Consider the following 23923-nt stretch of genomic DNA (forward strand, 5'->3'; position numbering starts at 1 on the left):
GGATTTCCGACGGACCCCCGTGTTGCGGTAACCTCGACGCCGCATCACGGCGAGGGTGGCACGGCCACCGTTATCGACGGGGAACAGACTGTTCATGCTGTTGTCCGCCCTGCCGTGTCCACCACCGGCATACAGGAGCAACACGTCATGGCCAAGAATGCGCCCAACAAGCTGACCGCCGCGGTCCGCACGGAGACCGGTAAGGGCGCCTCCCGCCGCGCCCGCCGCGAGGGCAAGGTGCCCGCCGTCCTCTACGGGCACGGCACCGATCCTCAGCACCTCGAGGTCAACGCCCGCGACTTCGCCGCGGTGCTGCGTCACTCCGGCACCAACGCCGTGCTGACCCTCGACATCGACGGCGACGAGCAGCTCGCGCTGACCAAGTCGCTCGAGATCCACCCGATCCGCCGCAACATCCAGCACGCGGATCTGCTGGTCGTGCGCCGCGGCGAGAAGGTGACCGTCGAGGTCAACGTCATCGTCGAGGGTGAGGCCACGCCGGGCGCGCTGGTCACCCAGGAGGCCAATGCCATCGACGTCGAAGCCGACGTGCAGTCGATCCCCGAGCAGCTGGTCGTGTCGGTCGAGGGCGCCCAGGAAGGCACCCAGATCACCGCCGCCCAGGTCGAGCTGCCCTCGGGCGTCACCCTGGTCTCCGATCCGGAGACGCTGGTCGTCAACATCGTCAGCGCGCCGAGCGCCGAGCAACTGGAGTCCGAGGGCGGCGGGGCGTCGCTCGACGAGCAGGCCGCCGAGGGCTCCGCGTCCGCCGAGGGATCGGCCGAGTAAGACGACATGGCCGAGCCGTTGCTGGTGGTGGGCCTGGGCAACCCCGGGCCCAACTACGCCAAGACCCGCCACAACGTCGGCTTCATGGTGGTGGACCTGCTGGCCGGGCGGATCGGTTCGGGATTCAAGGCGCACCGCAAGTCCGGCGCCGAGATCGCGACCGGTCGCCTGGCGGGCAGGGCCGTCGTGCTGGCCAAGCCACGCACGTACATGAACGAGTCGGGCCGCAACGTCGGCCCGCTCGCGCAGTTCTATTCCGTCGCGCCCGCCGACGTCATCGTCATCCACGACGAGCTCGACATCGACTTCGGCCGCATCAGGCTGAAGTTCGGCGGCGGCGTTGCGGGCCACAACGGCTTGAAGTCGGTGGCAGCGGCATTGGGCAGCAAAGATTTTCAGCGTGTCCGGGTGGGAGTCGGCCGGCCGCCCGGCCGTAAGGACGCGGCGACGTATGTGCTGGAACCGTTCACGGCCGTCGAACGCACTGAGGTGCCGACGATCTGTGAACAGGCCGCCGACGCCACCGAACTCCTGATCACCCAAGGGTTGGAGCCGGCTCAGAATCTCGTGCACGCCTGGGCATGACTCCCCATGACGCTGCTGACCGCCGGACACGGGCAGGAGCCGAGCGGACGATCGGCCTCGGTGGGCGCCCCTGACACCTCGCGGCGCCCAGCGACTACTGGAAACCGGTGTCCTACCTGCTCGACGACAGACACGACGTGCTGCTGGTCAACGCCGCCTCGGTGCGCAACCTACCCGGGCGCAAATATGTCTCCGAAGCAACGTGACCAGCCGACCTGGGTGCCCATGGGCTGGTTACGGCGTCCTTCGTGCGCTGGTTATGGCGTCCTTCGTGCGCCGACACCGATCCAGGCGCTACGGGATCTAACCAGCACGCTCCGTGACCAGCACCAGTACGGCCCGCGACGAGTGCGGGGTCCGTTCCGTGCCGCGCTCGCCGCGTCGCCAAAGGCCAGCTAGTCGCTGGTTCCGTACGGCCCAATGCGAGCAAGTATCGCGTCGACTATCATTCTTCCGATGTCGGTGTACGGCGGCAAAATGGCTTTGAGGAACGGCGATCCGTCGACCCTCTCGACCACTTCGAAGAACACAGCTTGGAAGCGTTCGATCCGGTTCTCCAGCCACACGGGCTGCTCAGCGATGTCCATCACCGGGCTCAGTGGCACGAACGGCCCGTCGATCAGAATCTGTGTCACGGCGGGAGCCATGGGCGCCGGCGCGATGGTTTCGGCGTTAGCAACTACCGCCGGAAACGCGGCGGCGGCAACGACCGCGCACGCCGCGGCGCCCACCTGCACTCGAGTAAGTCCTCCACGAATCTGCGTCGCCATAGTCGACATATCCCCCCCCTTGTTAGTCACCTGTAGACCAGCAAAGCGTCCCACGCTGCAGTTGCCGTGTCAACCGGAACGCCAGGGTAGTCATTCACCGCGACCGGACTCCCCGTCTTCGCCGCGGCCGCAGCGCACCTCCCACAGCTCGGTGCGGCTGCGGTGGTCTGTCCCCTACCGTGGGGGCCGTGCAGCCCGAGCCCTCGGGCACGCTGATTTCATTCCGCCGACGGCAGTGTTATCGCCGAACCGCTTCACCGGGTCGATCGCTCCGATGGCCGGTGTCGTGCACGACGGTAGCGGACCGCCAGCGACGTTCCCGCGAGCTACATGACCAGCGAGACCGAGTTGGCGCGGCGCAGCTTGCCCGACGGCGTCTTTGGGATGGTGCCGGGGCCGAGCACGACCACGTTGCGCGGCCGCACGTCGACCTCGGCCACCACCTCGTGGGCGACCTGCCGCTCGATGCGGTGCACCTCGTTGGGGTCCTGCCAGGCGTTGGACTCCACCGCGACGGCGAAGGTCTCCCGCGAATGTCCGGCGTCGAGGCGGACGGCTACGGCGCAGCCGGGGCGCACCCCCTCGACGCGGCCGGCGGCCCGCTCGATATCGGTCGGGTAGATGTTGCGCCCGGCCATGATGATGACGTCCTTGACGCGGCCGCAGACCACCACGTGGCCCTCTTCGGTCAGATAGCCGAGGTCACCGGTGTCGTACCAGCCGTGCTCGTCCTGCGCGGGCACGAAGCCGCCCATCGTGATGTAGCCGGGGGTCAGCGGCTCACCCCGCAGTTCGATGACGCCGACGCCGCGGGCGGGCATCACGTTGCCCTGCTCGTCGATGATCCGGGCCTCCAGGCCTTCCAGCAGCGGTCCCAGCGTAGCGAGACGCTTGGTGTTGCCCTTGGTCGCGGGCACGGCGCGACGCAGCGCGGCCAGCAGATCGGCGTCGACCTCGTCGACCACCAGACCGGCGCCGCACTTGGAGAACGACACCGCCAGCGTGGTCTCGGCCATGCCGTACGCGGGCAGGATGGCCTCCGGTTTGAGGCCGAACGGCCGGCCGGCGTCGATCAGGTCCTCGACGTCGGCAGGTTCCACCGGCTCGGCGCCCGAGAGCGCGAACCGCAGTGTCGACAGGTCGAACTCACCGGGGGTGGCCTGCCGGCGCAGCCGCTTGGCCAGCAGCGCGTAGGCGAAGTTCGGCGCGGCCGTCATCGTGCCCTTGTACTTGTCGATCAGCCGCGCCCACAGCAGGGTGTCGCGCAGGAAGTCCATCGGTGTGACCTTGACCAGCTCGGCGCCGAAGTACATCGGGATGGTGAGGAAGCCGACCATGCCCATGTCGTGGAAGCAGGGCAGCCAGCTGACCATGACGTCCTTGGTGACGTCGTACTCGGCGCCGATGAACATGGCCTCGGCGTTGGAGTGGATGTTGCGGTGGGTGATCTGCACGGCCTTGGGGGATCCGGTGGACCCGGACGTCAGCTGCATCAGCGCCAGCTCGTCCTCCCCGACGTCGATCGGATCGATCGGCGCGGCCGTCAGCAGATCGGCGACCGTCAGGACCAGTAAGCCCTTTTCCTGCAGCACCGGGATGGCGACGTTGAACGGTTCGGAGACGATGACGGCCTTGGCCTCGATCATGCCGATCACCGTCACGGTGTCCTCGGCCCACGTGGCGAGGTCGGTGCGCGGGGTCGGCTGGTGGAGCATGGTCAGGCTCGCGCCGCGCATCCACAGGCCCTGGGCGGTGGGGGCGATCTCGACGGGGAAGCCGGCCAGCACACCGACGGCGTCACCCAGGCCGACACCGGCGGCAGCCAGACCACCGGCGATGCGGCGGGCGCGCTCGTGCACCTCACCCCAGGTCTGGCGGACGGGGTCGTGCGGCTCGCCGGTCACCATGCCGGTGCTCACGGTTCGCGCGTTGCGGTACATCTTCTCGGTGAACCTGCTCACGACATCCTCCTGTGGACCGGCGCCACTGCCCGGCTTCTCATGCTCCGCCTGTCCACGAGCGTTGCCGAGTAGGCACGCGCACACGGTTGGGGAGCAGTTGGGTATCGAAACGGTGATGGCCGGTCGGCCCGGCGTTTCGCCGCGGCTGGCCCGGGTGCTGCGGGTCCACGTCGGAACCCGCCGACGGCGCCGGCGGGGAAAGGACGCGCGTCCGGCGCTCGACCGCTGACTTTCACCGTCGACCATCTTAAGAGACCCTTAAGTAACTACCAAACTCTCGCGCCGATTGAGGCGTTCGTCACACCTCCGGGTTCCCAAAGGCTCACGCCGACGGCGACGGCGACGGGGCAGGCACTACGCGCGCGCCGTGGACCGGTCCGCTGACCACCCGCACGGTCCGGCACACGCCCGCGCCGGCCAGCTGCGCGCCGACGTCGATCGCCTGTGGCGACGAGGCGCACAGGAAGGCGCACGTCGGTCCGGAGCCGGACACGATCGCGGCCAGTGCACCCGCGTCCAAACCGGCACGCAGCGTCCTGCGCAGCTGTGGGTACAGGCTCAGCGCGGCCGCCTGCAGGTCGTTGCCGAGCAGCGGCGCCAGTTGGTCGGCATTCCCGGACGCCAGCGCCGCCAGCATCGGCTCCGGGTCGCTGAGCCTGGGCGGTTGCGGGCGGGTGCCGCCGGCGGTCGCGCGCAAGCGGTCGAGCTCACCGAACACCTTCGGCGTAGACAGACCCTTGTGCGCGAAGGCGAGCACCCAGTGGAACGTGCTGCGGGCGAGCACCGTTGCGAGCTCCTCCCCGCGACCAGTGCCCAGCGCCGTTCCGCCGTGCAGGGCGAACGGCACGTCACTGCCCAGTTCAGCGGCCATCGCGTGCAGGTCGTGCCGCGGCACACCGATCTCCCACAGGTGGTTCATCGCGACCAGGACCCCGGCGGCATCGGCGCTGCCGCCGGCCATGCCGCCGGCCACCGGGATCGACTTCTCGATCGAGACCGTCACATCGGGCGATCTGCCGACGTGTTCGGCCATCAGCTCGGCGGCTTTCCACGCCAGGTTACGGCGGTCGGCGGGCAGCGACTCCGCGCCCTCGCCGGCCAGTTCCATCGACAGCGTGTCGGCGGTGGAGACGGTGACCTCGTCGAACAGGGAGACGGCGTGGAAGACCGTCGTCACGTCGTGGTAGCCGCCGCGCAGATCACCGACGCCCAGGAAGAGGTTGACCTTGCCGGGCACCCGCACGGTGACCGAGCCGGTGGGCACCCACTCAAAGGCGGTGTTGCCGTTGCGCACCGATCGACACTATCGCCGCATGTGGGCGGCGCAAACTCCAACCGAGAACCGAATGCGAACTAGAGGACGCGAACCTGCTCCTCGCTCTCCCCAGAGCGCTTCAGCAACCGAACGAAGTCCGCGATCGCGAGGGTCTCGCCCCGCCGCGAGGGGTCGATGCTGGCCGCCAGCAGCCGGCGCGCGGATTCGTTGCCGGATCCGGCCCACTCGGCGAACGCATTGCGCGACGTCTTGCGGCGCTGCGCGAACCCGATATCGATCAGATCGAACACCTGTGCGCGGAAATCGGCGTCCGTGGGCCACGGGGACGTCTCATAGCGATCGATGCGGACCAGACCGGAGTACACCCGCGGGATGGGCCAGAAGACCGTCGGCGAGACCATGCCGTAGCGGCGGACGTTGCCGTAGAACCGCACCTTGGCGCTCGGCACGCCGTAGTCCTTGCCGCCGGGGTCGGCGGCGAGCCGCTCGGCCACCTCGGCCTGGACCATGACCATCACCGAACAGATCGTCGGGAACTCCGCGAGTAGATGGAGCAGCGCGGGCACCGCGACGTTGTACGGCAGGTTGGCGACCAGTGCGGTCGGCTGGTTCTCCAGATCCGCCGGCGTCAGCGTCAGAATGTCCTGGTTGATGACCGTCAGACGGTTGATCTCGCTGTGCGAGTGATCGGCGATCGTGGTCGGAAGCTGTTGGGCGAGCAGCGGATCGATCTCCACCGCGGTCACATGGGCACCGCGGTCGAGGAGCGCCAGCGTCAGTGATCCGAGTCCCGGCCCCACCTCAAGCACGTGGTCATGGCGGTGCACACCGGACGCCGAGACGATCCGGCGCACGGTGTTGGCGTCATGGACGAAGTTCTGCCCGAAGGACTTGCGTGGGCGGAAATCGATGTCTTTCGCAAGGCGCCGGATCTCCGTCCGCCCGAGTAGTCGGATTGTCACGACGCCCCCAACCTTCCGCTACACGTGGGCCAGGCGCCCCAGCCTTGCCTTGCCCGCGTGACCTCAGCAACCGCGATCTGTTCTTCTCCCGTCGCCAGATCGGCCCTCGGAGCATACCTTAGACCCCCGTTGCGCTCCCAGGTGTTGTGATCGAACTGGACCCCACCGTAGTAACCGTTACCGGTGTTGATGGACCAGTTACCTCCGGCTTCACACCGAGCGAGGGCATCCCAGGTCGCTCCTGCACGCACCGGGGGCACCTCCGTACCCGGCTTCGCGCCGACCCGCAGAACCGCGTTCCTTGCAGGGGAAACGACGACATTAGCTACTGGCAGCCTGCCTGTTTCCACACCGTTTACCTTTGAGACCGCAAAGGTAACGTCCTGTACACCGGGAGTTCCGGCATCTTCGACGATCTGCCGGCTCATGTTGAGGTTGACGTCCTCGATGCGGGTGTCGGCCGGTTGCAGCGGCAGCCGCTCGGTGACCTTCTCGACGCGGATCCGAGTCACCTGGACCTGCATTCCGTCGACCACCGGGGCCGACGCGGACGGCACGACCTGGTCCCGCTGCTGCAGCGGTGCGCCAGCGGCCTCGAGCAGACCGGCCACATTGGGCGCGGCCAGGCGCACCGTGCTGATCGCTCCGCCGTCGTCGATCTGGACGGTCTTCGGCGTGACGACCGGAAGCGACATCCCGCCGAGCGGTACGCGGCTGGCGCGCGAGGCAGCGGCCGGGGCGCTGTCGGTCATCTGCAGTTGCGCCAGCGCCTCGTCGACCGTCGACGCCGTGGTCCACACCTGCCGGGTGTGCTGGCCGTCGAGCGAGATGTCCAGCGGCCGGCTGCGCCGCAGCACGATGGTCTCCGACTGACGAACCTGGGCGTCACCAGCCGGGAAGAGGTCGTCGCGGTCGCCGACCTCGAAACCGTTCTCCTCCACGACGTCGATCACACGCGACTTCATCGTCGACACGGTGGTCTCGGTGCCGTCCACCGAAAGAGTGACCGTCTTGTGGGCGGCGACGGCGTAACCCCCCGCGAAGGTCAGTGCCACCAGCAGTGCGCCCACGACGATACGCAGCATGGGCGAGCGCGCCTCGTGCAGCCTGTTCAGAGCAGTCAAGTTAAGGTCGAATCCCTGGTTTCGGTACGAACGCTTCGAAGAATGCGCGGCCAACTCCGCTTACGATCACGAGACGGTAACGAACTCCCTTACCGAGAGCAACCCCCACCGATCCCGTATGCGCCGATGGCGGTGTCGGTGGTTTGCCGAGCCAACTCCTCGGCCGACCCGCTCCGGACCTCGGCGAGAGCCCGCACGGTGTACGGCAGGCAGTACGGCTCGTTGGGTGCCCCGCGGTACGGGTGCGGGGTGAGAAACGGTGCGTCGGTTTCGACGAGGAGCTGCTCGGCGGGGATCAACTGCGCCGCCTCGCGCAGCGCGTGGGCGTTCCGGAAGCTCACCGTCCCCGAGACGCTCAGCAGCCAGCCCGCGTCCACACACGTGCGCGCCATCTGCGCATCCGAGGAGAAGCAGTGGAAGATCACCGTCTCCGGTGCACCCTCGGCCGCGAGCACGTCGAGGACGACCGCGTCGGCGTCGCGGTTGTGGATCATCAGCGGCTTGCCGATGCGCTTGGCCAAGTCGATGTGCCAGGCGAAGGCGTCGCGCTGCACGCCCGGTTCAGCGCAGCCGTCGAGCTTGCCGGGCCAGTACAGGTCCATTCCCGTCTCGCCGACCGCCACGACCCGCGGGTGGGCGGCGAGCCGCTCGATCTCGGCCTTCGCCTCGTCGGTGAGCGCGCCGGCGCGCGTGGGGTGCAGAGCCACCGCCGCGTACACCCGGTCATCCCATTCGGCGGCCTGGGTGACCCAGCGCACGGACGCCAGGTCGTCGGCGATCGTCACTGCGGCGCGCACCCCGACCGCGCCCGCCCGGTCCAGTGCCGCCCGCACGTCGTCACCGTCACGCGCGCCGCAGGCGTCCAGATGGGTGTGCGCATCGATGAGCGGCCCCAGCGGTTCGGGAGCCGGCGGCGCCGGACGGTTCGATCGACTCACGTCCCACACCATAGAGTCAGTCCACGTGAGCACCACCCTCCCCGGCGCCGGGACGAGCACCCAAGGGGCCCCGTTCTACATCACGACCGCGATCGCCTATCCCAACGGCGATCCGCATGTGGGCCATGCCTACGAGTACATCGCCACCGATGCGATCGCCCGGTTCAAGCGCCTCGACGGATCCGACGTGCGCTACCTGACCGGCACCGACGTGCACGGACAGAAGATGGCCGAGACGGCGGCGGCGCTCGGTGTGTCCGCCGCCGAATTGGCGCGGCGCAACTCCGATGTGTTCGAGCGGCTCCAGGAGAAACTCAACATCTCGTTCGACCGCTTCATCCGGACGTCGGACGCCGACCACTACGCGGCCTCACGGGACATCTGGCAGCGGATGAACGCCGCCGGCGACATCTACCTGGACGTCTACTCCGGCTGGTATTCGGTGCGTGACGAACGGTTCTTCACCGAGGGCGAGACCAGCGTCGGGCCCGACGGCGCCCGCATCGCCACCGAAACCGGGGCGCCGGTCACCTGGACCGAGGAGCAGACCTACTTCTTCCGGCTCTCGGCCTACACCGACCGGCTGCTCGCCCACTATGAAGCCCACCCCGAGTTCATTCAGCCCGACGTGCGGCGCAACGAGGTAGTCAGCTTCGTCAGCGGTGGGCTTCGGGACCTGTCGATCTCCCGCACCACCTTCGACTGGGGGGTTCCGGTTCCCGGCCACCCCGACCACGTCATGTACGTGTGGGTGGACGCGCTGACCAACTACCTCACCGGCGTCGGCTACCCGGACACCGACTCAGAGGCATTCCGGCGTTACTGGCCGGCCGATCTGCACATGATCGGCAAGGACATCATCCGGTTCCACACCGTCTACTGGCCCGCTTTCCTGATGTCGGCGGGCCTCGAGCTCCCGCGCAAGGTCTTCGCCCACGGCTGGCTGCTCAACCGCGGCGAGAAGATGAGCAAGTCGATCGGCAACGTCGTCGACCCGGTCAACCTCGTCGACACGTTCGGCTTGGACCAGGTGCGTTACTTCTTCCTGCGCGAGGTCCCGTTCGGCCAGGACGGCAGCTACAGCGAGGAGGCCATCATCGGCCGCATCAACGCCGATCTGGCCAACGAGCTGGGCAACCTTGCGCAGCGCTCGCTGTCGATGGTGGCCAAGAACCTCGGCAGTGCCGTGCCGGAGCCGGGCGGGTTCACGCCCGACGACGTCGCACTTCTGCAGGCCGCCGACGCGCTGCTGGACCGGGTCCGCGGCCATTTCGACCACCAGGCGATGCACCTTGCGCTCGAGGCGATCTGGTCGGTGCTCGGCGCGGCCAACCGGTACTTCTCCGCCCAGGAGCCGTGGGTGCTGCGCAAATCGGAGGCGCCCGACGATCAGGTGCGGTTCCGTACCGTGCTGTACACGACGCTCGAGACCGTGCGGATCGCGACGCTGCTGACCCAGCCCGTGATGCCGGATTCGACCGCCACCCTGCTCTACCTGCTCGGCCAGCCCGCCGATCAGCGCACCTTCGCCGCCGTTTCGGTACGCCTGGCCCCGGGCACCGCACTGCCGAAGCCCGTTGGGGTGTTCCCGAGATATCAGGTGGACGAAGCGTGAACGGACTGCACGAGAACCTGCAGGGCATCTTCGAAGAGGTCGCCCGGCGCAACGCCGGCGAGACCGAGTTCCACCAGGCCGTCTACGAGGTGCTGCAGAGCCTGGGACCGGTGGTGGCCAAACATCCCGAGTACGCCGACGCCGCGGTCATCCGCCGGCTGTGCGAACCAGAGCGGCAGATCCTGTTCCGGGTGCCGTGGGTGGACGACAGCGGCGCCGTCCAGATGAACCGCGGGTTCCGCGTCGAATTCAACTCGGCGCTGGGCCCGTTCAAGGGTGGCCTGCGGTTCCACCCGTCGGTGTATCTCGGCATCGTGAAGTTCCTCGGGTTCGAGCAGATCTTCAAGAACTCGCTGACCGGTATGCCGATCGGCGGCGGCAAGGGCGGTTCGGACTTCGATCCCAAGGGCCGCTCGAACGGCGAGATCATGAGGTTCTGCCAGTCGTTCATGACCGAGCTGTACCGCCACATCGGCGAGTACACCGACGTGCCGGCCGGCGACATCGGCGTCGGCATGCGGGAGATCGGCTACCTGTTCGGTCAGTACAAACGCATCACCAACCGTTACGAATCCGGAGTGCTCACCGGCAAGGGCATGACATGGGGCGGATCGCTGGTGCGCACCGAGGCCACCGGCTATGGGACCGTCTACTTCACCGCCGACATCCTGCGCGCCCGCGGAGAGTCGTTCGACGGCAAGCATGCCGTGGTGTCCGGTTCGGGCAACGTCGCCATCTACGCGATCGAGAAGATCCAGCAACTCGGTGGCACGGTCGTCGCGTGTTCGGACTCCGACGGTTATGTGGTGGACCCCGACGGTATCGACCTCGAGGTGCTCAAGGAGGTCAAGGAGGTCCAGCGCGGCCGCGTCGCGGACTACGCCGAGATTCGCAAGGGGCGAGCGCGTTTCGCCCACGGCAACGTGTGGAACGTGGAGTGCGACATCGCGGTGCCCAGCGCCACGCAGAACGAGATCAACGGCGCCGACGCCGCACGGCTGGTCAAAGGCGGCTGCCGCATCGTCGCCGAAGGCGCGAACATGCCGTGCACCCCGGAGGCGGTGAAGCTCTTCGCCGAGGCCGGCACCGTCTTCGCGCCCGGTAAGGCCGTCAACGCCGGCGGTGTGGCGACCAGCGCGCTGGAGATGCAGCAGAACGCCTCCCGCGATTCGTGGACGTTCGACCAGACCGAGCAGAAGCTGGCCGAGATCATGTCCCGCATCCATGACCGCTGCCTGCAGACGGCCGACGAATACGGTCAACCGGGCAACTACGTGGCCGGCGCCAACATCGCCGGCTTCACCCGGGTGGCCGACGCGATGCTCGCCCTCGGCCTCATCTGAGCGATGTAGCTCACATCCGCATCGCCGAAACCGCGCCCATGAAGGGCCTCTCGGCGATGGCCAATCCGGAAAAGCTGACCGGCAGCGATCTCGTCCTGACTGAAGCCGAACACCTCGCGCGCCCGTCGACGTCGCCGGTCGACGCTGCGGTGAAAAACCGCATGGTGATCTCCGTCGACGTCTTCTCATCGACCGGCTGCAACGGCACATCGAGGGCGGCGCCGGTGCTGCCGACTGCGTAGATCAGAGAGTCGTAGTCGAGCGGGGACAGCTTCGAGGGTGTCATCACCGTCGAGATCGTCGACGGGAAGATCAGCCACTTCTACGCGATGCGCAACCCGGACAAGCTGGTCGGCGTGGATGCCCCCCGGGAGATCACCCGCATGATCTGAGAAGCTGAGGCAGTGTGGATGGAGCGGCTAGGCGACCTCGGCGACGCGCCGGCGGTCCTCGCCGGAGTTGCCTCAGCCGGTGCCGCGCTCGGTCTTTCGCCGCCCGCGGCACTGATCGGGGACTGGTTCGGATCCTCGGCGGTGATCGCCCCGTCGGTGGCGATCGCTCCCGTCGACCCGACCGAGGTGTTCGACGTGCCGCCGGGCGCCGGGAACACCGTCGGCGGAGGGTGGTTCGGCTACCTGTCGTATCCCGACCCCGGCGCGAACGGTGTCGGCCCGCGTATTCCGGTGGCGGCCGGCGGCTGGTCGGACTGCGTGCTGCGACGTGACCGCGACGGCTGCTGGTGGTACGAAAGCCTCGGCGGGACAGCCGCTCCCGCGTGGCTGTGCGCGGCTGCTCGACAGCCCACGGCGCCGCCGGCCCACCAGATCCACTGGAGGCCACCGGATCGCGACGCCCACCGCCGGGGTGTGACCGACTGCCTCGACGCGATCGGCGCGGGCGAGGTGTACCAGGCCTGCGTGTGCACACAGTTCACCGGCCGCCTGCACGGGTCCCCGCTGGGCTTCTTCGTCGACACCGCGCGGCGCACCACCCCGGCCCGGGCCGCGTACCTGGCGGGTGACTGGGGTGCGGTCGCATCGCTGTCGCCGGAATTGTTCCTGCGCCGCCGCGGCACGGCGGTGACGTCCAGCCCGATCAAGGGCACGCTGCCGTCGACTGCGGATCCGACCGAGTTGCGCACCTCGGTCAAGGATGTGGCGGAGAACATCATGATCGTCGACCTCGTCCGCAACGACCTCGGTCGCGTCGCGAGAACCGGGACGGTGACGGTGCCCGAACTGCTGACCGTCCGCCGGGCGCCCGGGGTCTGGCACCTGGTGTCCACGGTCACCGCAGAGGTGGACCGCGGCCTGCCGATGGCCGAGGTGCTCGACGCCACCTTCCCACCGGCGTCGGTCACCGGCACCCCCAAGGGCCGAGCCCGCAGCCTGCTGCGGAATTGGGAGCCGGATCGACGCGGTGTCTACTGCGGCACCATCGGCCTGGCTTCTCCGGTGGCGGGTTGCGAACTGAACGTCGCGATCCGGACGGTGGAGTTCGGCGCGGACGGATCCGCGGTGCTCGGCGTCGGTGGAGGCATCACCGCCGATTCCGATCCGGACCGCGAGTGGGAGGAATGCCTGCACAAGGCCGCGTCCATCGTCGGGCCCTGTTCGCCGGTTCGGCGCACCCACCGATCCGCGGTAGTCAACCCGGTGTGACTGACCAGACCGACGTCGGCCTCCATGCCGCTTCCCGTCAGGCGCTCTCGAGTTTCGCCGAACCCGACGGTCCGCGGAGTTATCACCACCGGCCAGTCCTAGCCGCGCGAGCGCAGCACCGCGTCGTAGAGTTCGCGCCGCGACGGGGCGCCGGGGTTGGCGGCGATCACCTCGGCGCAGGCATCCTTGACGCGCACGCCGGTCGCGACGCGGTCGTTGACGTCGGCGACGAGGACGTCCAGGTCGGCGGACGGCACCGCACCCGCGAGCACGACCGTGATCTCCCCCAGTACACCGTCGGCGGCCCAGTCGGCGAGCTCGGCCAGCGTGCCGCGTCTGACCTCCTCGTGGGTCTTCGTCAGTTCTCGGCAGACCACCGCCCTGCGGTCGCCGCCGAGCGTGCCGGCGGCGTCGCGCAGGGTGTCGGGCAGGCGGCGGGGTGATTCGAAGAACACGCAGGTGCGCTGCTCGGTGGTGAGCGCCTGCAGCCAGGTGGTGCGGGCCACCTGTTTACGCGGTGGGAAGCCCTCGAAACAGAACCGGTCCGACGGCAGGCCGGAGACCGCCAACGCCGTCGTCACCGCCGAGGGCCCCGGCAGGCAGCTGACCGTCAGCCCGGCGTCCACACAGGCAGTGACCAGCCGGTATCCGGGGTCGTTGATCAGCGGCATCCCGGCGTCGCTGACCACGAGCACCGTCGCCCCCGACTTGACCGCCTCGACCAGCGCCGGAACGCGCGTCGCCTCGTTCTGGTCGAACAAACTCAGCACCCGGCCCACCGGCCGAACGCCCAGCGACTGAGCCAGCTGGCGAACACGGCGGGTGTCCTCGGCGGCGACGATGTCCGCCCGCGCGAGCGCGTTCACCAGCCGCTCCGATGCGTCGCCGGGCTGGCCAAGCGGGGTGGCACCGAGCAGCAGACGACCAGCGGTCATTTCGGCGGGCAGGAGTGCAGGGACCGGGGGGTGTCCATCAGCACAGCCTACGATCTGAAGACGTGACCGCCCCCGCCACCGAAGCTCCGCGCGCGGTTCCGGTCATCAGCCCCGCCCCTCTGGTGCCGGTGGCCGACTTCGGACCCGTCGACCGGTTGCAGGGCTGGGCGATGACGGCCGTGATCACCGCGCTGGCCGCGATCACCCGGTTCCTCAACCTCGGCTCGCCCACCGACGCGGGCACCCCGATCTTCGACGAGAAGCACTACGCCCCGCAGGCCTGGCAACTGCTGCACAACCACGGCGTCGAGGACAATCCCGGCTACGGGTTGGTGGTGCATCCGCCCGTCGGCAAGCAGTTGATCGCGATCGGCGAGGCGCTGTTCGGCTACAACGGGGTGGGCTGGCGGTTCTCCGGCGCGGTGTGCGGGGTGGTGCTGGTCCTGCTGGTGGCGCGGATCACCCGGCGGATCAGCCGTTCGACTGCGGTGGGCGGCATCGCCGGGCTGCTGCTGATCGCCGACGGCGTCAGCTTCGTCACGTCGCGCACCGCGCTGCTCGACGGGTTCCTCACGTTCTTCGTCGTCGCGGCCTTCGGCGCCCTGATGGTCGACCGCGACCAGGTCCGTGAGCGGATGCACGTCGCGCTGCTCGAGGGCCGGATCGCCGAGACGCCGTGGGGTCCGCGACTGGGCGTGCGGTGGTGGCGGTTCGGTGCGGGTGTGCTGCTCGGGCTGGCGTGCGCCACGAAGTGGTCGGGGCTGTACTTCGTGGCGTTCTTCGGCGTCATGACGTTGGCGCTCGACATCGCGGCGCGCCGGCAGTACCGGGTGCCCAGGCCGTGGGTGGGGGCCTTCCGGCGAGACCTCGGGCCGTCGCTGTACGCGATGGTGCTGGTCCCGTTCGGCGTGTACCTGGCGTCGTACACGCCGTGGTTCGCCTCCGAGACCGGGGTGAACCGGCACGAGGCCGGGCAGTCCATCGGCGAGGACAGCCCGTGGCCGGTGCCCGACGCCGTTCGGTCGCTGTGGCATTACACCTACGCCGCCTACCGGTTCCACTCCGGGCTGACCAACTCCGACGGCAACCACCATCCGTGGGAGTCGAAACCGTGGACGTGGCCGATGTCGCTGCGGCCGGTGCTCTATGCGATCGACAACCAGGACGTGCCGGGCTGCGGTGCGCAGTCGTGTGTGAAGGCCGTGATGCTCGTCGGCACGCCGGCCATGTGGTTCATCGCGGTACCCATCCTGGGCTGGGCGTTATGGCGCGCGTTCGTCAAGCGTGACTGGCGCTATGCGGTTGTGCTGGTCGGCTATTCGGCGGGTTTCCTGCCGTGGTTCGTCGACATCGACCGGCAGATGTACTTCTTCTATGCCGCGGTGATGGCACCGTTCCTGGTGATGACGATCGCGCTGATCCTCGGCGACATCCTGCACGGGCCGAGGCAGAACGCGGAGCGGCGCACGCTGGGGCTGATCGTCGTCGCCGGCTATGTGGCGCTGGTCGTCACGAATTTCGCCTGGCTCTTCCCGATCCTCACGGGTATCCCAATCAGCCAGTCGACGTGGAACATGCAGATCTGGCTCCCGAGCTGGCGCTAGCTGTGCGTTGGTCGTTTGCGCGACGGTCTGGTTATTGCACACATGGTCGTTGCCGGACGATCATCCACAGCCCTGGGCGCAATATCTCCACTGGCCACCCGGATCTGTCGGCGACTCCCGCCAGCATCGAGCCATGTCGGAGGCGGTGGTCGGCGGCGAAATGCTGGCGAGTGGAGTGCTCACCCGTGGGCAGCTGCGATGGAACTATCGCCGGCTCTTCCCGGATGTCTACGCGCGGAAGGAGTCGCCGCCGACGCTGCGGCTGAGGGTCGCCGGCGCCTGGTTGTGGTCGGGGAGAAACGGCGTGATCACCGGCCGCGCCGCCGCGGCGACACACGGCGCGCTGTGGGTGAGCGCGACAACGCCCATCGAGATGCTGTGGCAGTGCGGGCGGCCGCCGGACGGGATCATCGTCCGGAATGAACGGATCGCCGACGACGAAATGCTCGTAATGGACGGTCTCCTTGTCACGACACCGCGGCGGACGGCTTTCGATCTCGCGAGGCATCTGCCCCGCGACTCCGCGGTGGCTCATCTCGACGCGTTGGCACGGGCCACCGGCATCACCGCAGCGGAGGTGCTCGCTCTTGCCGAGCGGTATCCACGGGCGCGCGGGCTGCCACGTGCACGCATCGCGCTCGATCTGATGGACGGCGGGGCGCAGTCGCCGAAGGAGTCCGAGCTTCGCCTGACACTCATCGACGGTGGACTTCCCCGGCCGCGTACGCAGATCAGCGTGACTGACGGATACCGCGAGGCGTTCATCGACATGGGGTATGACGAACCGAAGGTGGGGCTGGACTACGAGGGGACCCACCACAGCACCGATCGGGGTCGGTACGTCTACGACATCGGGCGCGCGGAACTCATCGACAGCGAGGGCTGGATCGACATCAAGGTGGTCAAGGAGCACAGTCGACGATTCATCCTGCACCGGGTCCGCGAGGCATTCATCCGCCGCGGGTGCGGCCCTCAGACTTTGCGCTGACGGTCGTCGAAACGAGTCGAACCACAGCCGTCGGCGCAATCTTCGGGCTTCGCGCTAACCGGCGTCAGAGCGGGTCACGGGCCACCGGACACGACATGCACCGCGGCCCACCCCGTCCGGTCCCCAGCTCCGACGCGGCGATCGCAAGCACCTCGATACCCGAATCCGCAAGCCTGGCGTTTGTTTCGGTGTTGCGCTCGTAGGCAACCACGACACCCGGGGCAAGCGCCAGCGTGTTGTTCCCGTCGTCCCACTGTTCGCGCTCGGCGGTCACCGGGTCCAGCCCCGTGTCGATGACCCGCAGCCTGTCGATCCCCATCGCGTCGGCGGCGGCGCTCACGAACGGCGCGGCGTCGTCGATGCGAACCCCGCCGTCGCCGTTGCGGCGAATCGTGAACGCCGACAGCGAGTCCACCACGTTCGGGTACATCACCACAGCATCGACGTCGACCATCGTGCAGACCGTGTCCAGATGCATCTGCGCCCGCTCCTGCGCGATCGGCACGGCAAGCACGGTGTGCGCCAGATCGTCGTCGAACAGGCTGCGCGCCAACGCCTCCGCTCCCGCGGGCGTCGTGCGCTCCCCCACCCCGACGGCCACCACTCCCGGGGCGAGCAACAGCACGTCACCACCTTCGACCGGGGCCGACCGGGATTCGTAAGCGCGTCGCACACCGAGGAACCGCCGGTGGTGGGCGTAGATCAGGTCGGTCAGCGACGTCTCCCGCGACCGGGCCGGCAGCGACAGCGACGTGATCGCCACCCGCGGGCCGATCCAGAACGACGAGTCGCGGGTGAACAGCAGATTGGGCAGGGGCTCGATCACGAAATCCCCGCCGTGATGCATCCGACGCACCAGCGACAGGTCGCTCGCCGCAAACGGCAACTCGTTGAACGTCATGCCGGCGACCAGCACGTGCGCCAGGGCGCCGGCCTCCAGCGTCCGCAGATACGCGGAAAGTTCCTGCGCCAGCGGCAAACCCAACCGTCGCGGGTCGACGGCGGCGGCGATACCGTGCATCCGCGCCGCCCCACTGGACAGCGCCTCGCTCAGCAGATCCGCCAACAGCAGCACCTCGACACCGCGGGACCGCAACAGGTCGGCGAACGCGTCGTGCTCCTCCTGCGCTCGGGCCACCCATGGCAGCCCGTCGAACAGCAGCGCGTCGTTGTTGCGTGGGGTCAGCCGCTGCAGCTCCGCGCCGGGGCGGTGCAGGATGACCGCACGCAGCGCGCCGACCTCGGAATCGCAGCCCAGTGTCACACTTAGCACCGTAGCGCCAACACCTCTCCGTCAAGACCTGAAGTAAAGTTCAGGTCATGGACGGCCATGAGCTGACCCCGAGCGAAATGTCTGCCCGCAGCGGTGTCGCGGTCTCGGCGCTGCATTTCTACGAACGCGAAGGGCTCATCAGCAGCCGGCGCACCGCGGGCAACCAGCGCCGCTACGCACGCGAGACGCTGCGGCGGGTCGCCTTCATCCGGATGTCGCAGCGGCTCGGGATCCCGCTGGCCCGCATCCGCGCGGCGCTGGCCACCCTGCCCACCGACCGGGTGCCGACGAGCAAGGACTGGGCCAAGCTATCCGAGAGCTGGCGCGAGGACCTCGACGATCGGATCCTGCACCTGCAGCGGCTGCGCGACAACCTGGCGGGCTGCATCGGCTGCGGCTGCCTGAGCCTCAAGACGTGCAGCCTCGCCAACCCCGGCGACGTCCTCGCCGGCAGTGGGCCCGGACCCGTTCGCCTCTGAGCTGTCGAACGCTTGTGCGATACACTGCGTTCCATGGAGCTGGCTCTACAGGCCTCGCTTTTCGAGCACGCAGAGCGCCGCGTGCTCGGTAACGGCGCATGGCTCGACGTCCGGTCGGGCTGGCTGACCGATGCCGCCACCCTGTTCGACGAACTCCGTGAAGGCATCCCGTGGCGGGCCGAGCGCAGACAGATGTACGACCGGGTGCTCGACGTGCCACGGCTGCTGAGCTTCCACGATCTCGTCGACGACGAGGCGCCCCATCCCCGCCTCAAGCAGATGCGCCGGCGGCTCAACGACACCTACGGCGGCGAACTCGGTGAACCGTTCACGACCGCCGGGCTATGCCTCTACCGCGACGGCAACGACAGCGTGGCTTGGCACGGCGACAACATCGGCCGCAGCAGTCGCGAGGACACGATGGTCGCGATCGTCGGCCTGGGCGCCACCCGGATCTTCGCGCTGAGGCCACGCGGCGGCGGCCCGTCGCTGCGCATCCAGCACCACCACGGCGACCTGCTGGTGATGGGGGGATCGTGCCAGCGCACATGGGAACACGCGATCCCGAAGACCACCAGGCCGACCGGCCCGCGGATCAGCATCCAGTTCCGGCCGCACGACGTGCGGTGACGGTCAGCCCTGGACGGCGGCGACCGCGTCGACGAGCAGCCGGCGGGCCCGTTCGGTGTCGACCGGCGCCACCGGCTTGTCCGGGATGACGAGGGGATTCGCCGTCACGATCACCATGAAAGACCCGAAGCGGGCGGTGTAGTTGTACAGCTCCCCGGTGCGCGGCGCGCCGGCCACCACGGTCTGCAGGACGCGGTGCGTTGCGCTGGTCTGCACACCGTCGATCTGCGGCGCCTCGACCACCTCGACGGCCCCGCGCAGCCCCGGGCCGCCGAACTCGACCTTCTTGCAAGAGTCTCCCGGATCGGTGACCGGCAACGGCGCGTTCGTCTCGACCGCGAGGGCGATGAACCGGTTGCCTTCACCTTCGGCGGTGGCAGCGGCCATGTTGCCCTTCAGATCTCCCTCGGGCAGTCGTCCTTCGGCCAGCTTCGCGCACTCAGGAGGCTCAAATGTCATGCCGGGCGGCAACTCCTGCGGTTGCAGCAGTTTCGGGTCGATACCCGTCGGCGCGATGTCGCGGTACTGGAACCGTTCCCCGAACGTCGCCCTGACTTCCGAGATGCGCGCGATGTCGGCGTCGGCGTCCGGGGTGGGCCCACATGCGGCGAGCAGTCCGACGCAGGCCGTGGCCGCGGTCCTCTTACAGGTGGACATCGCCGCCAATGTACCGGGCGAGCGGCGGTCAACCCCGCAACGCCGCCACGGTGCGGGTCAGCAGATCCGTGGCGAAGTCGTCGCCGAGCGCAGGGTGCGGCGACCCGGGGTCGGTGACCACGGTGACGTACACCAGGCGGATGTCCTCATAGGCGACCAACGTCCGGGCGTGCGAACGAGTTTCGGCTCCCCCTTCGACGACCGTGACGGTGTCGGCCACCATGCCGAGGCCGGCGGCTCCGGCCACCGGCGGCGGCTCGGCGAGGCGCACGGTGCCCGTTGTCGGACCTGACGTGATGGTCCAAGCGCCGCACTCGTCGAGCAGCGCGCGGTCGGCGGGCACCGCTCCGTCGGCCGCCACCGCGTACACGATGCCACCCTCTCCGGACGCCGAGAGCCCGCGCACCGTCGACGGCTCGACTGCGGGCGCGGCCAGCACGCCGCACTGCGGCGGGTCCGCCGTCCAGTTGGGGCCGTATCCCCACTGCGCGAGCGGTGTGACGCGGCCCTGCAGTTCGGCCACCTCATAACCCGGCGGCAACTCGTATCGGACCCGGTCCATGCGGGATGGGTCGATCGGACCGGCCGATTCGGCGGTCGACGGGGCAGGAGGGGGTGGCGACGGCTGACCGCATGACGAGACACTGACGGCGACGGCCAAGATGACCGCGAAGCGGCGCACGTCGCGTTGATACCACAGTCGGTATCACAGCGTGCGCCGCGGCTCGGTCAGGCTGCGCCCGGGTCGTTTTCGGCCCGGTCACTCCGGGAGTGCCTTGCAAACCGGTCCCTATCGCGTGGGCGATCCTGTTCGTTTTGCTCCGAAGTGTCGGCGGCGTCCTGTGGACTCTGTTCACGACGGCCGGTGGAGCCGGTGGACAAGCGCTCGAACGCACGGCGCTCAGCCAGCGCCGCCGGCACGGTGTCCTCGCGCGGCGGCGCCAGGTTGCTCAAGCCGCGCGGGCGGTCGGTGATCGGCGTCCGCGGATGGTGTGGCGTCGCGAGATCCTGGTTGTCGTCGGCCACCGTTACTGCACTTGCGGGATTGACCTCCGTCGCGCCGAGCTCAGGGCCGAGGTCTTCGCCGCCCACGCCGTACGGGCTCGTCACCGGGTCCGTGCCGAGGGGACGGAAGCTGGGGTCGCCGGCAGCCTCGGCAAGGCCGTCGTCGAGGCCGGTGGGGATCGCGACAAGCAGGTCGACGACGCCGGTGACCGGGTTGACCAGCGGGATGAGGCGGGCGCGGGTCGGGGTGCCGACATTTTCGGGGTCCCGGTCATAGCCCCACTCGACGATCACGCGCAGTGGTGCGTCAAGTGCGGTGAGGATGGGCGACGGCACCCCGAGTTGTTCGAACGGCATCAGCAGCGGCAGACGCTCGGTGGGGATCAGGTAGTAGGTGGTGTCCCCCTCAGTGCCCTGCTCCAGCGGGGTTCCGACATCTTCGCTCCAGTAGTCGCCGTGCAGGTAGTAGATCCCGAGCAGCGCGTTTGTCGTGGCCACGAGGTTCAGCGGGTACACCGGGAAGTCCGCCCAGCCGTCGTACTGGCGGGCGATGTCGATGGTGGGAAACAGGTACTCGGCGTCAACGAGCGGGCTGTCCGTCGGTGTCTCTCCGCTGAAGGTGACGTCGAGCAGCGGGATGTAGAGGCCCGCGAATCGCTGGAGGACACCGCCGTTGGGCCGGTTGGGGTTGGCGATCAACACGACGGAGACCTCCGGCGGCGCACCATTTTGTGGCGCGTTCGACGAGCTTGCGCTTCTCGATGGTCGCGATGACCGCGCTCTGGGAGTAGCCGTAGACGACGAATGGACCCTGCAGTGTGACCGGCTCCGGCTCCGCCTCTGTCTCTGATCGTCCGGCACCGATCGCGCCACGCACGGCTTGCCCTGAATGCAATTGTCCAGGTTGACGACCCCGGCGTCGACCGAGTCGTCGAACGTCATGGTGCCGAAGACGGGGGCGAACTCCTCCGGCGTGTGAACCGCGACGGCGGTGTAGCCCACGGAGGTGGTGGACCCGCCGATTCCGCTCGGCGCGACGTACACCCGGATCGCGCTGGTGGCGTATTCGTCGACGAAGGTAAGGTCGTCCGCCCATTCGCCGTCCTCGCCCACCAGGGGATGTTCCGTGCCACCCATCACGAGAACCGTGGCGAGCAGGTGCACCGCCGACGGCAGAGTCACCGACCACCCGATCGCCAGCGCCGCTGAAATGGCACCGATCACGAGCGCCAGCGAACGGACGGACTTCCGAACCATCGACCTCCCCTAGGAATTCTGCAGGCTGACCATCTTCAGCGCACTTCCGATCCAGGGAGCTGCGCAGCATGCCAGGCGAGTCCCACGCGTCATCTGAGAGATTCACAGGGGAAATGCTGTCGACTGCAAGCAACTGTTTGCTTGGGGAACGACAACACCGGACTCCACCAGCACAGTAATGGTCCGCGACGCCAAAACGGCATCCGCGGCGATGACTTCTGCCGACCCGTGGCGGACGGCGACCCGGGCGAGCTCCTCTCCTGCTCTTGGGGGCCTCCGGCGAGGCCGATCGGCGTGACGTTGACGATCACCTCGGCAGACCGTGCCAACACTTCGCCGGTAGTAGTAGTAGTCGTAGCGAGGCGGTCTTCGCGAGCTCGTCGGTTACTCGCGTCGCGTGCCGCCACGGTCCCGGAGGTGAACCCGAGGTCGCGAAACGCCGCGCCGACGGCGGATGCCTATTGAGGTAGTCGGTGTTGGAGCGGTCTGCACAGCCGGGCGTCCGTGCTCAGCGGCGGCCGTCCCATCAGCCGACGGCCCGGATGACCTGACGGGTCACGTCACGAATCTCGGCGGTCAGTTCCGGCGGGAAGGGCAGCGTGGCGGGGTCTGGCACGTCGACGGTGGTGGTGACCACCCCGAGATCCTCACGGCGCCAGAGCGCCCCGAACCGGTCCAGGATCCTGCGCATCGCGTAGTTGTCGGTCAGCACCCGGGCGGTGAACCGGCGGACCCCGTCATAGCTCGCCGCGACGACGAGCGCGGACATCAGGACCGTCCCGACGCCGCGGCCCTGGTAGTGGTCTCCGACCGTGAGCGCGACCTCGGCGGTCGTCGGATCAGCTTCGTCCCGGACGAACCGGGCGTCCGCTACCACCGGACCGTGGGCGCCGTCGGTCATCACCCACACGAAATGGTCGGCGTAATCCACCTCGAAGAGGTAGGCCATCAGCCGCGGCGTGGGTTTGCGGGCCGACTGGAACCGCCGGTAGAGCGTTTCGCTGGAGAACTCGACCGGCCCGTTGACGGTACGTTCGTTGTCGCCGGGCAGCACCGGCCGCAGATACAGCTCGGTGCCGCCGCGCAGCGGCATCGGAATCGGCGCGACGAACGTGGCGAGCCGCTGACGGGCGAGGCGCACGAGTTTGTTCATCATGCCGGGGACGTCGAGCATGGTGGCGAACGCTTCGTGGGCACCGACCCAGCCGGTCACCTCGTCGAGCGCGGTGACGGTCGCGGTGCGGGTGGTCTCCCGCATCAGGGCGATCTCACCGACGATCATGCCGTGGTGGACGTCGATGACGGCGTGCAGACCTTCAGCGCCGGTGTGGCTGACCTGGACCCGCCCGGAACCGATCAGCAGGAACGACACCGTGTTCGCCCTGGCGCATCAGGATCTCGCCGGGCGCCGCGGTCAGCGGCTGCAGCTGCGCCGCCAGCGGCTGCAGGTCCTCAGTGGAGTTGCCGGCGAAGAAGTCCAGTGCCGCGAGATCGTCCGGGCAGACGGCAGCCATACCGGACATGGGTCCGAGGCTACGGAGATGCACCAGACCCGACGAGGAAAGGCCGGTGACGTCTTGCCCGCAACAAAAAGCGCCCGGTGTCCGTGGTAACGGATCCGGGCGCTGCTCGTTGAATCAGATCGGCTCAGAGCGGCTCACCACTCGAACAGCTCGGGCCCGCCCGAGTCGAAGATATTGTCGTCGATGGGCCCCCACCCGAGCTCGCCGGCGGTGACGGACGGCACGGCGCGCAGCGAGTCCTTCGACTCACCGCCGGCCGGCGGCAGCGGTGCGCCGATGTCGGCCGCGCGCACCTCCGAGGGCCCGGCGTTCACGACACCGACATCGGCGACGCGGATGCCGTCTTCGGCGACGGGGAACGCGGACGGCGCCGCTGGGTCACCCTCGACGTCGTCGACGTCGGCGCCTGCGGTCCCGGCTCCGAACGCCAAGAAGGCTCCGGTGACGGCGACCGCACCGAGTCCCATGATGCCCAGCTTCTTGGTTCTGCGGACGAGGGCTTCGGCGTGTTCGGCCATCTGCCTCCCCTTTCTCTGTGGGATCTGGTC

At 68.6% G+C, this 23923-nt stretch carries 22 protein-coding genes and 3 pseudogenes; 11 read left to right on the top strand and 14 right to left on the bottom strand.

Going from position 1 to position 23923, the window contains the following annotated elements; all coding sequences use genetic code 11:
• Positions 1 to 147 precede the first annotated feature (147 nt).
• The 3 genes and pseudogenes from G6N07_RS14760 to G6N07_RS21065 form a co-directional block, all read left to right on the top strand.
• Complete coding sequence (locus G6N07_RS14760) at positions 148 to 789, top strand: 50S ribosomal protein L25/general stress protein Ctc (protein ID WP_085188168.1); 642 nt, start codon at positions 148 to 150, stop codon at positions 787 to 789.
• Between the two features lie 6 nt (positions 790 to 795).
• Positions 796 to 1374, top strand: coding sequence for an aminoacyl-tRNA hydrolase (gene pth / locus G6N07_RS14765; protein ID WP_085188133.1), 579 nt, complete (start codon positions 796 to 798; stop codon positions 1372 to 1374).
• Between the two features lie 77 nt (positions 1375 to 1451).
• Positions 1452 to 1577 (top strand): annotated as a pseudogene (locus G6N07_RS21065) (IS110 family transposase); the annotation flags it as partial.
• Between the two features lie 192 nt (positions 1578 to 1769).
• On the opposite strand, the gene G6N07_RS14770 reads toward G6N07_RS21065, so the two are convergent.
• The 6 genes from G6N07_RS14770 to G6N07_RS14795 all read right to left on the bottom strand — a co-directional run bounded on the left by G6N07_RS14770 (position 1770) and on the right by G6N07_RS14795 (position 8417).
• Entirely contained in the window at positions 1770 to 2153 is a 384-nt protein-coding gene (locus G6N07_RS14770; protein WP_085188166.1) for a hypothetical protein, read from the bottom strand.
• A gap of 317 nt (positions 2154 to 2470) precedes the next feature.
• Positions 2471 to 4105, bottom strand: coding sequence for a fatty acyl-AMP ligase (locus tag G6N07_RS14775; protein WP_085188131.1), 1635 nt, complete (start codon positions 4103 to 4105; stop codon positions 2471 to 2473).
• A gap of 322 nt (positions 4106 to 4427) precedes the next feature.
• Positions 4428 to 5399, bottom strand: coding sequence for a 4-(cytidine 5'-diphospho)-2-C-methyl-D-erythritol kinase (locus G6N07_RS14780; protein ID WP_085188129.1), 972 nt, complete (start codon positions 5397 to 5399; stop codon positions 4428 to 4430).
• Between the two features lie 59 nt (positions 5400 to 5458).
• Positions 5459 to 6343 (bottom strand): 16S rRNA (adenine(1518)-N(6)/adenine(1519)-N(6))-dimethyltransferase RsmA, encoded by an 885-nt coding sequence (gene rsmA, locus G6N07_RS14785; protein ID WP_085188127.1) that lies wholly within the window; start codon positions 6341 to 6343, stop codon positions 5459 to 5461.
• Positions 6340 to 7467 (bottom strand): resuscitation-promoting factor, encoded by a 1128-nt coding sequence (locus tag G6N07_RS14790; RefSeq protein ID WP_085188164.1) that lies wholly within the window; start codon positions 7465 to 7467, stop codon positions 6340 to 6342. Before G6N07_RS14790 ends, rsmA begins: the two co-directional genes overlap by 4 nt.
• Positions 7468 to 7556: 89 nt before the next feature.
• The gene (locus G6N07_RS14795; protein ID WP_085188125.1) at positions 7557 to 8417 is read right to left on the bottom strand and encodes a TatD family hydrolase; all 861 of its coding nucleotides are present in this window, start codon (positions 8415 to 8417) and stop codon (positions 7557 to 7559) included.
• 13 nt (positions 8418 to 8430) lie between these two features.
• On the opposite strand from G6N07_RS14795, the gene metG reads away from it, so the two are divergent.
• Both metG and gdhA read left to right on the top strand, forming a co-directional pair.
• Complete coding sequence (gene metG, locus G6N07_RS14800) at positions 8431 to 10020, top strand: methionine--tRNA ligase (RefSeq protein WP_085188123.1); 1590 nt, start codon at positions 8431 to 8433, stop codon at positions 10018 to 10020.
• A complete protein-coding gene (gene gdhA / locus G6N07_RS14805; RefSeq protein WP_085188121.1) occupies positions 10017 to 11363 on the top strand; it encodes an NADP-specific glutamate dehydrogenase in 1347 nt (448 codons plus the stop codon). The genes metG and gdhA overlap by 4 nt, the downstream gene beginning before the upstream one ends.
• A gap of 10 nt (positions 11364 to 11373) precedes the next feature.
• Here gdhA and G6N07_RS14810 read toward each other — a convergent pair whose 3' ends face one another.
• The gene (locus G6N07_RS14810; RefSeq protein WP_133055514.1) at positions 11374 to 11652 is read right to left on the bottom strand and encodes a hypothetical protein; all 279 of its coding nucleotides are present in this window, start codon (positions 11650 to 11652) and stop codon (positions 11374 to 11376) included.
• Here G6N07_RS14810 and G6N07_RS20475 point away from each other — a divergent pair.
• Together G6N07_RS20475 and G6N07_RS14820 are read left to right on the top strand one after the other, a co-directional pair.
• Positions 11627 to 11755: pseudogene (locus tag G6N07_RS20475) on the top strand (RNA polymerase subunit sigma-24); the annotation flags it as partial. The gene G6N07_RS14810 and the pseudogene G6N07_RS20475 overlap by 26 nt on opposite strands.
• Positions 11756 to 11767: 12 nt before the next feature.
• Complete coding sequence (locus tag G6N07_RS14820; protein WP_085188117.1) at positions 11768 to 13024, top strand: aminodeoxychorismate synthase component I; 1257 nt, start codon at positions 11768 to 11770, stop codon at positions 13022 to 13024.
• Positions 13025 to 13122: 98 nt separating this feature from the next.
• On the opposite strand, the gene rsmI is transcribed toward G6N07_RS14820, so the two are convergent.
• Positions 13123 to 13959, bottom strand: coding sequence for a 16S rRNA (cytidine(1402)-2'-O)-methyltransferase (gene rsmI / locus G6N07_RS14825; RefSeq protein WP_085188116.1), 837 nt, complete (start codon positions 13957 to 13959; stop codon positions 13123 to 13125).
• A gap of 62 nt (positions 13960 to 14021) precedes the next feature.
• Between rsmI and G6N07_RS14830 the strand changes: the two genes are divergently transcribed.
• Positions 14022 to 15563, top strand: coding sequence for a dolichyl-phosphate-mannose--protein mannosyltransferase (locus tag G6N07_RS14830; RefSeq protein ID WP_085188114.1), 1542 nt, complete (start codon positions 14022 to 14024; stop codon positions 15561 to 15563).
• A gap of 133 nt (positions 15564 to 15696) precedes the next feature.
• On the top strand, positions 15697 to 16551 hold the full coding sequence (locus G6N07_RS14835; RefSeq protein ID WP_085188112.1) for a type IV toxin-antitoxin system AbiEi family antitoxin: 855 nt from the start codon (positions 15697 to 15699) through the stop codon (positions 16549 to 16551).
• Between the two features lie 64 nt (positions 16552 to 16615).
• Here G6N07_RS14835 and arcA read toward each other — a convergent pair whose 3' ends face one another.
• Positions 16616 to 17815, bottom strand: coding sequence for an arginine deiminase (gene arcA / locus G6N07_RS14840; protein ID WP_085188110.1), 1200 nt, complete (start codon positions 17813 to 17815; stop codon positions 16616 to 16618).
• 56 nt (positions 17816 to 17871) lie between these two features.
• Here arcA and soxR point away from each other — a divergent pair, with 56 nt between their 5' ends.
• Complete coding sequence (gene soxR, locus G6N07_RS14845; protein ID WP_085188108.1) at positions 17872 to 18303, top strand: redox-sensitive transcriptional activator SoxR; 432 nt, start codon at positions 17872 to 17874, stop codon at positions 18301 to 18303.
• A 33-nt stretch (positions 18304 to 18336) separates the two neighbouring features.
• Entirely contained in the window at positions 18337 to 18933 is a 597-nt protein-coding gene (locus G6N07_RS14850; RefSeq protein ID WP_085188106.1) for an alpha-ketoglutarate-dependent dioxygenase AlkB, read from the top strand.
• A gap of 3 nt (positions 18934 to 18936) precedes the next feature.
• Here the strand turns inward: G6N07_RS14850 and G6N07_RS14855 are convergent, their stop codons facing one another.
• From G6N07_RS14855 to G6N07_RS14875, 5 genes and pseudogenes are all read right to left on the bottom strand, one after another.
• The gene (locus G6N07_RS14855; RefSeq protein ID WP_085188104.1) at positions 18937 to 19590 is read right to left on the bottom strand and encodes a DUF5642 family protein; all 654 of its coding nucleotides are present in this window, start codon (positions 19588 to 19590) and stop codon (positions 18937 to 18939) included.
• Positions 19591 to 19618: 28 nt separating this feature from the next.
• Positions 19619 to 20272: a DUF5642 family protein gene (locus G6N07_RS14860; protein ID WP_085188102.1), complete on the bottom strand. Its 654-nt coding sequence runs from the start codon at positions 20270 to 20272 to the stop codon at positions 19619 to 19621.
• 47 nt (positions 20273 to 20319) lie between these two features.
• Positions 20320 to 21852 (bottom strand): PE-PPE domain-containing protein, encoded by a 1533-nt coding sequence (locus G6N07_RS14865; protein ID WP_085188100.1) that lies wholly within the window; start codon positions 21850 to 21852, stop codon positions 20320 to 20322.
• A gap of 526 nt (positions 21853 to 22378) precedes the next feature.
• A pseudogene (locus tag G6N07_RS14870) lies at positions 22379 to 23375 on the bottom strand (GNAT family N-acetyltransferase).
• A 134-nt stretch (positions 23376 to 23509) separates the two neighbouring features.
• Positions 23510 to 23893 carry a hypothetical protein gene (locus tag G6N07_RS14875; protein WP_085188098.1) on the bottom strand — a complete coding sequence of 128 codons (384 nt, stop codon included), beginning with the start codon at positions 23891 to 23893 and terminating at the stop codon, positions 23510 to 23512.
• Positions 23894 to 23923: the final 30 nt, after the last annotated feature.

It is taken from the genome of Mycolicibacterium doricum, from assembly GCF_010728155.1.
Taxonomy (GTDB): Bacteria; Actinomycetota; Actinomycetes; order Mycobacteriales; family Mycobacteriaceae; genus Mycobacterium; species Mycobacterium doricum.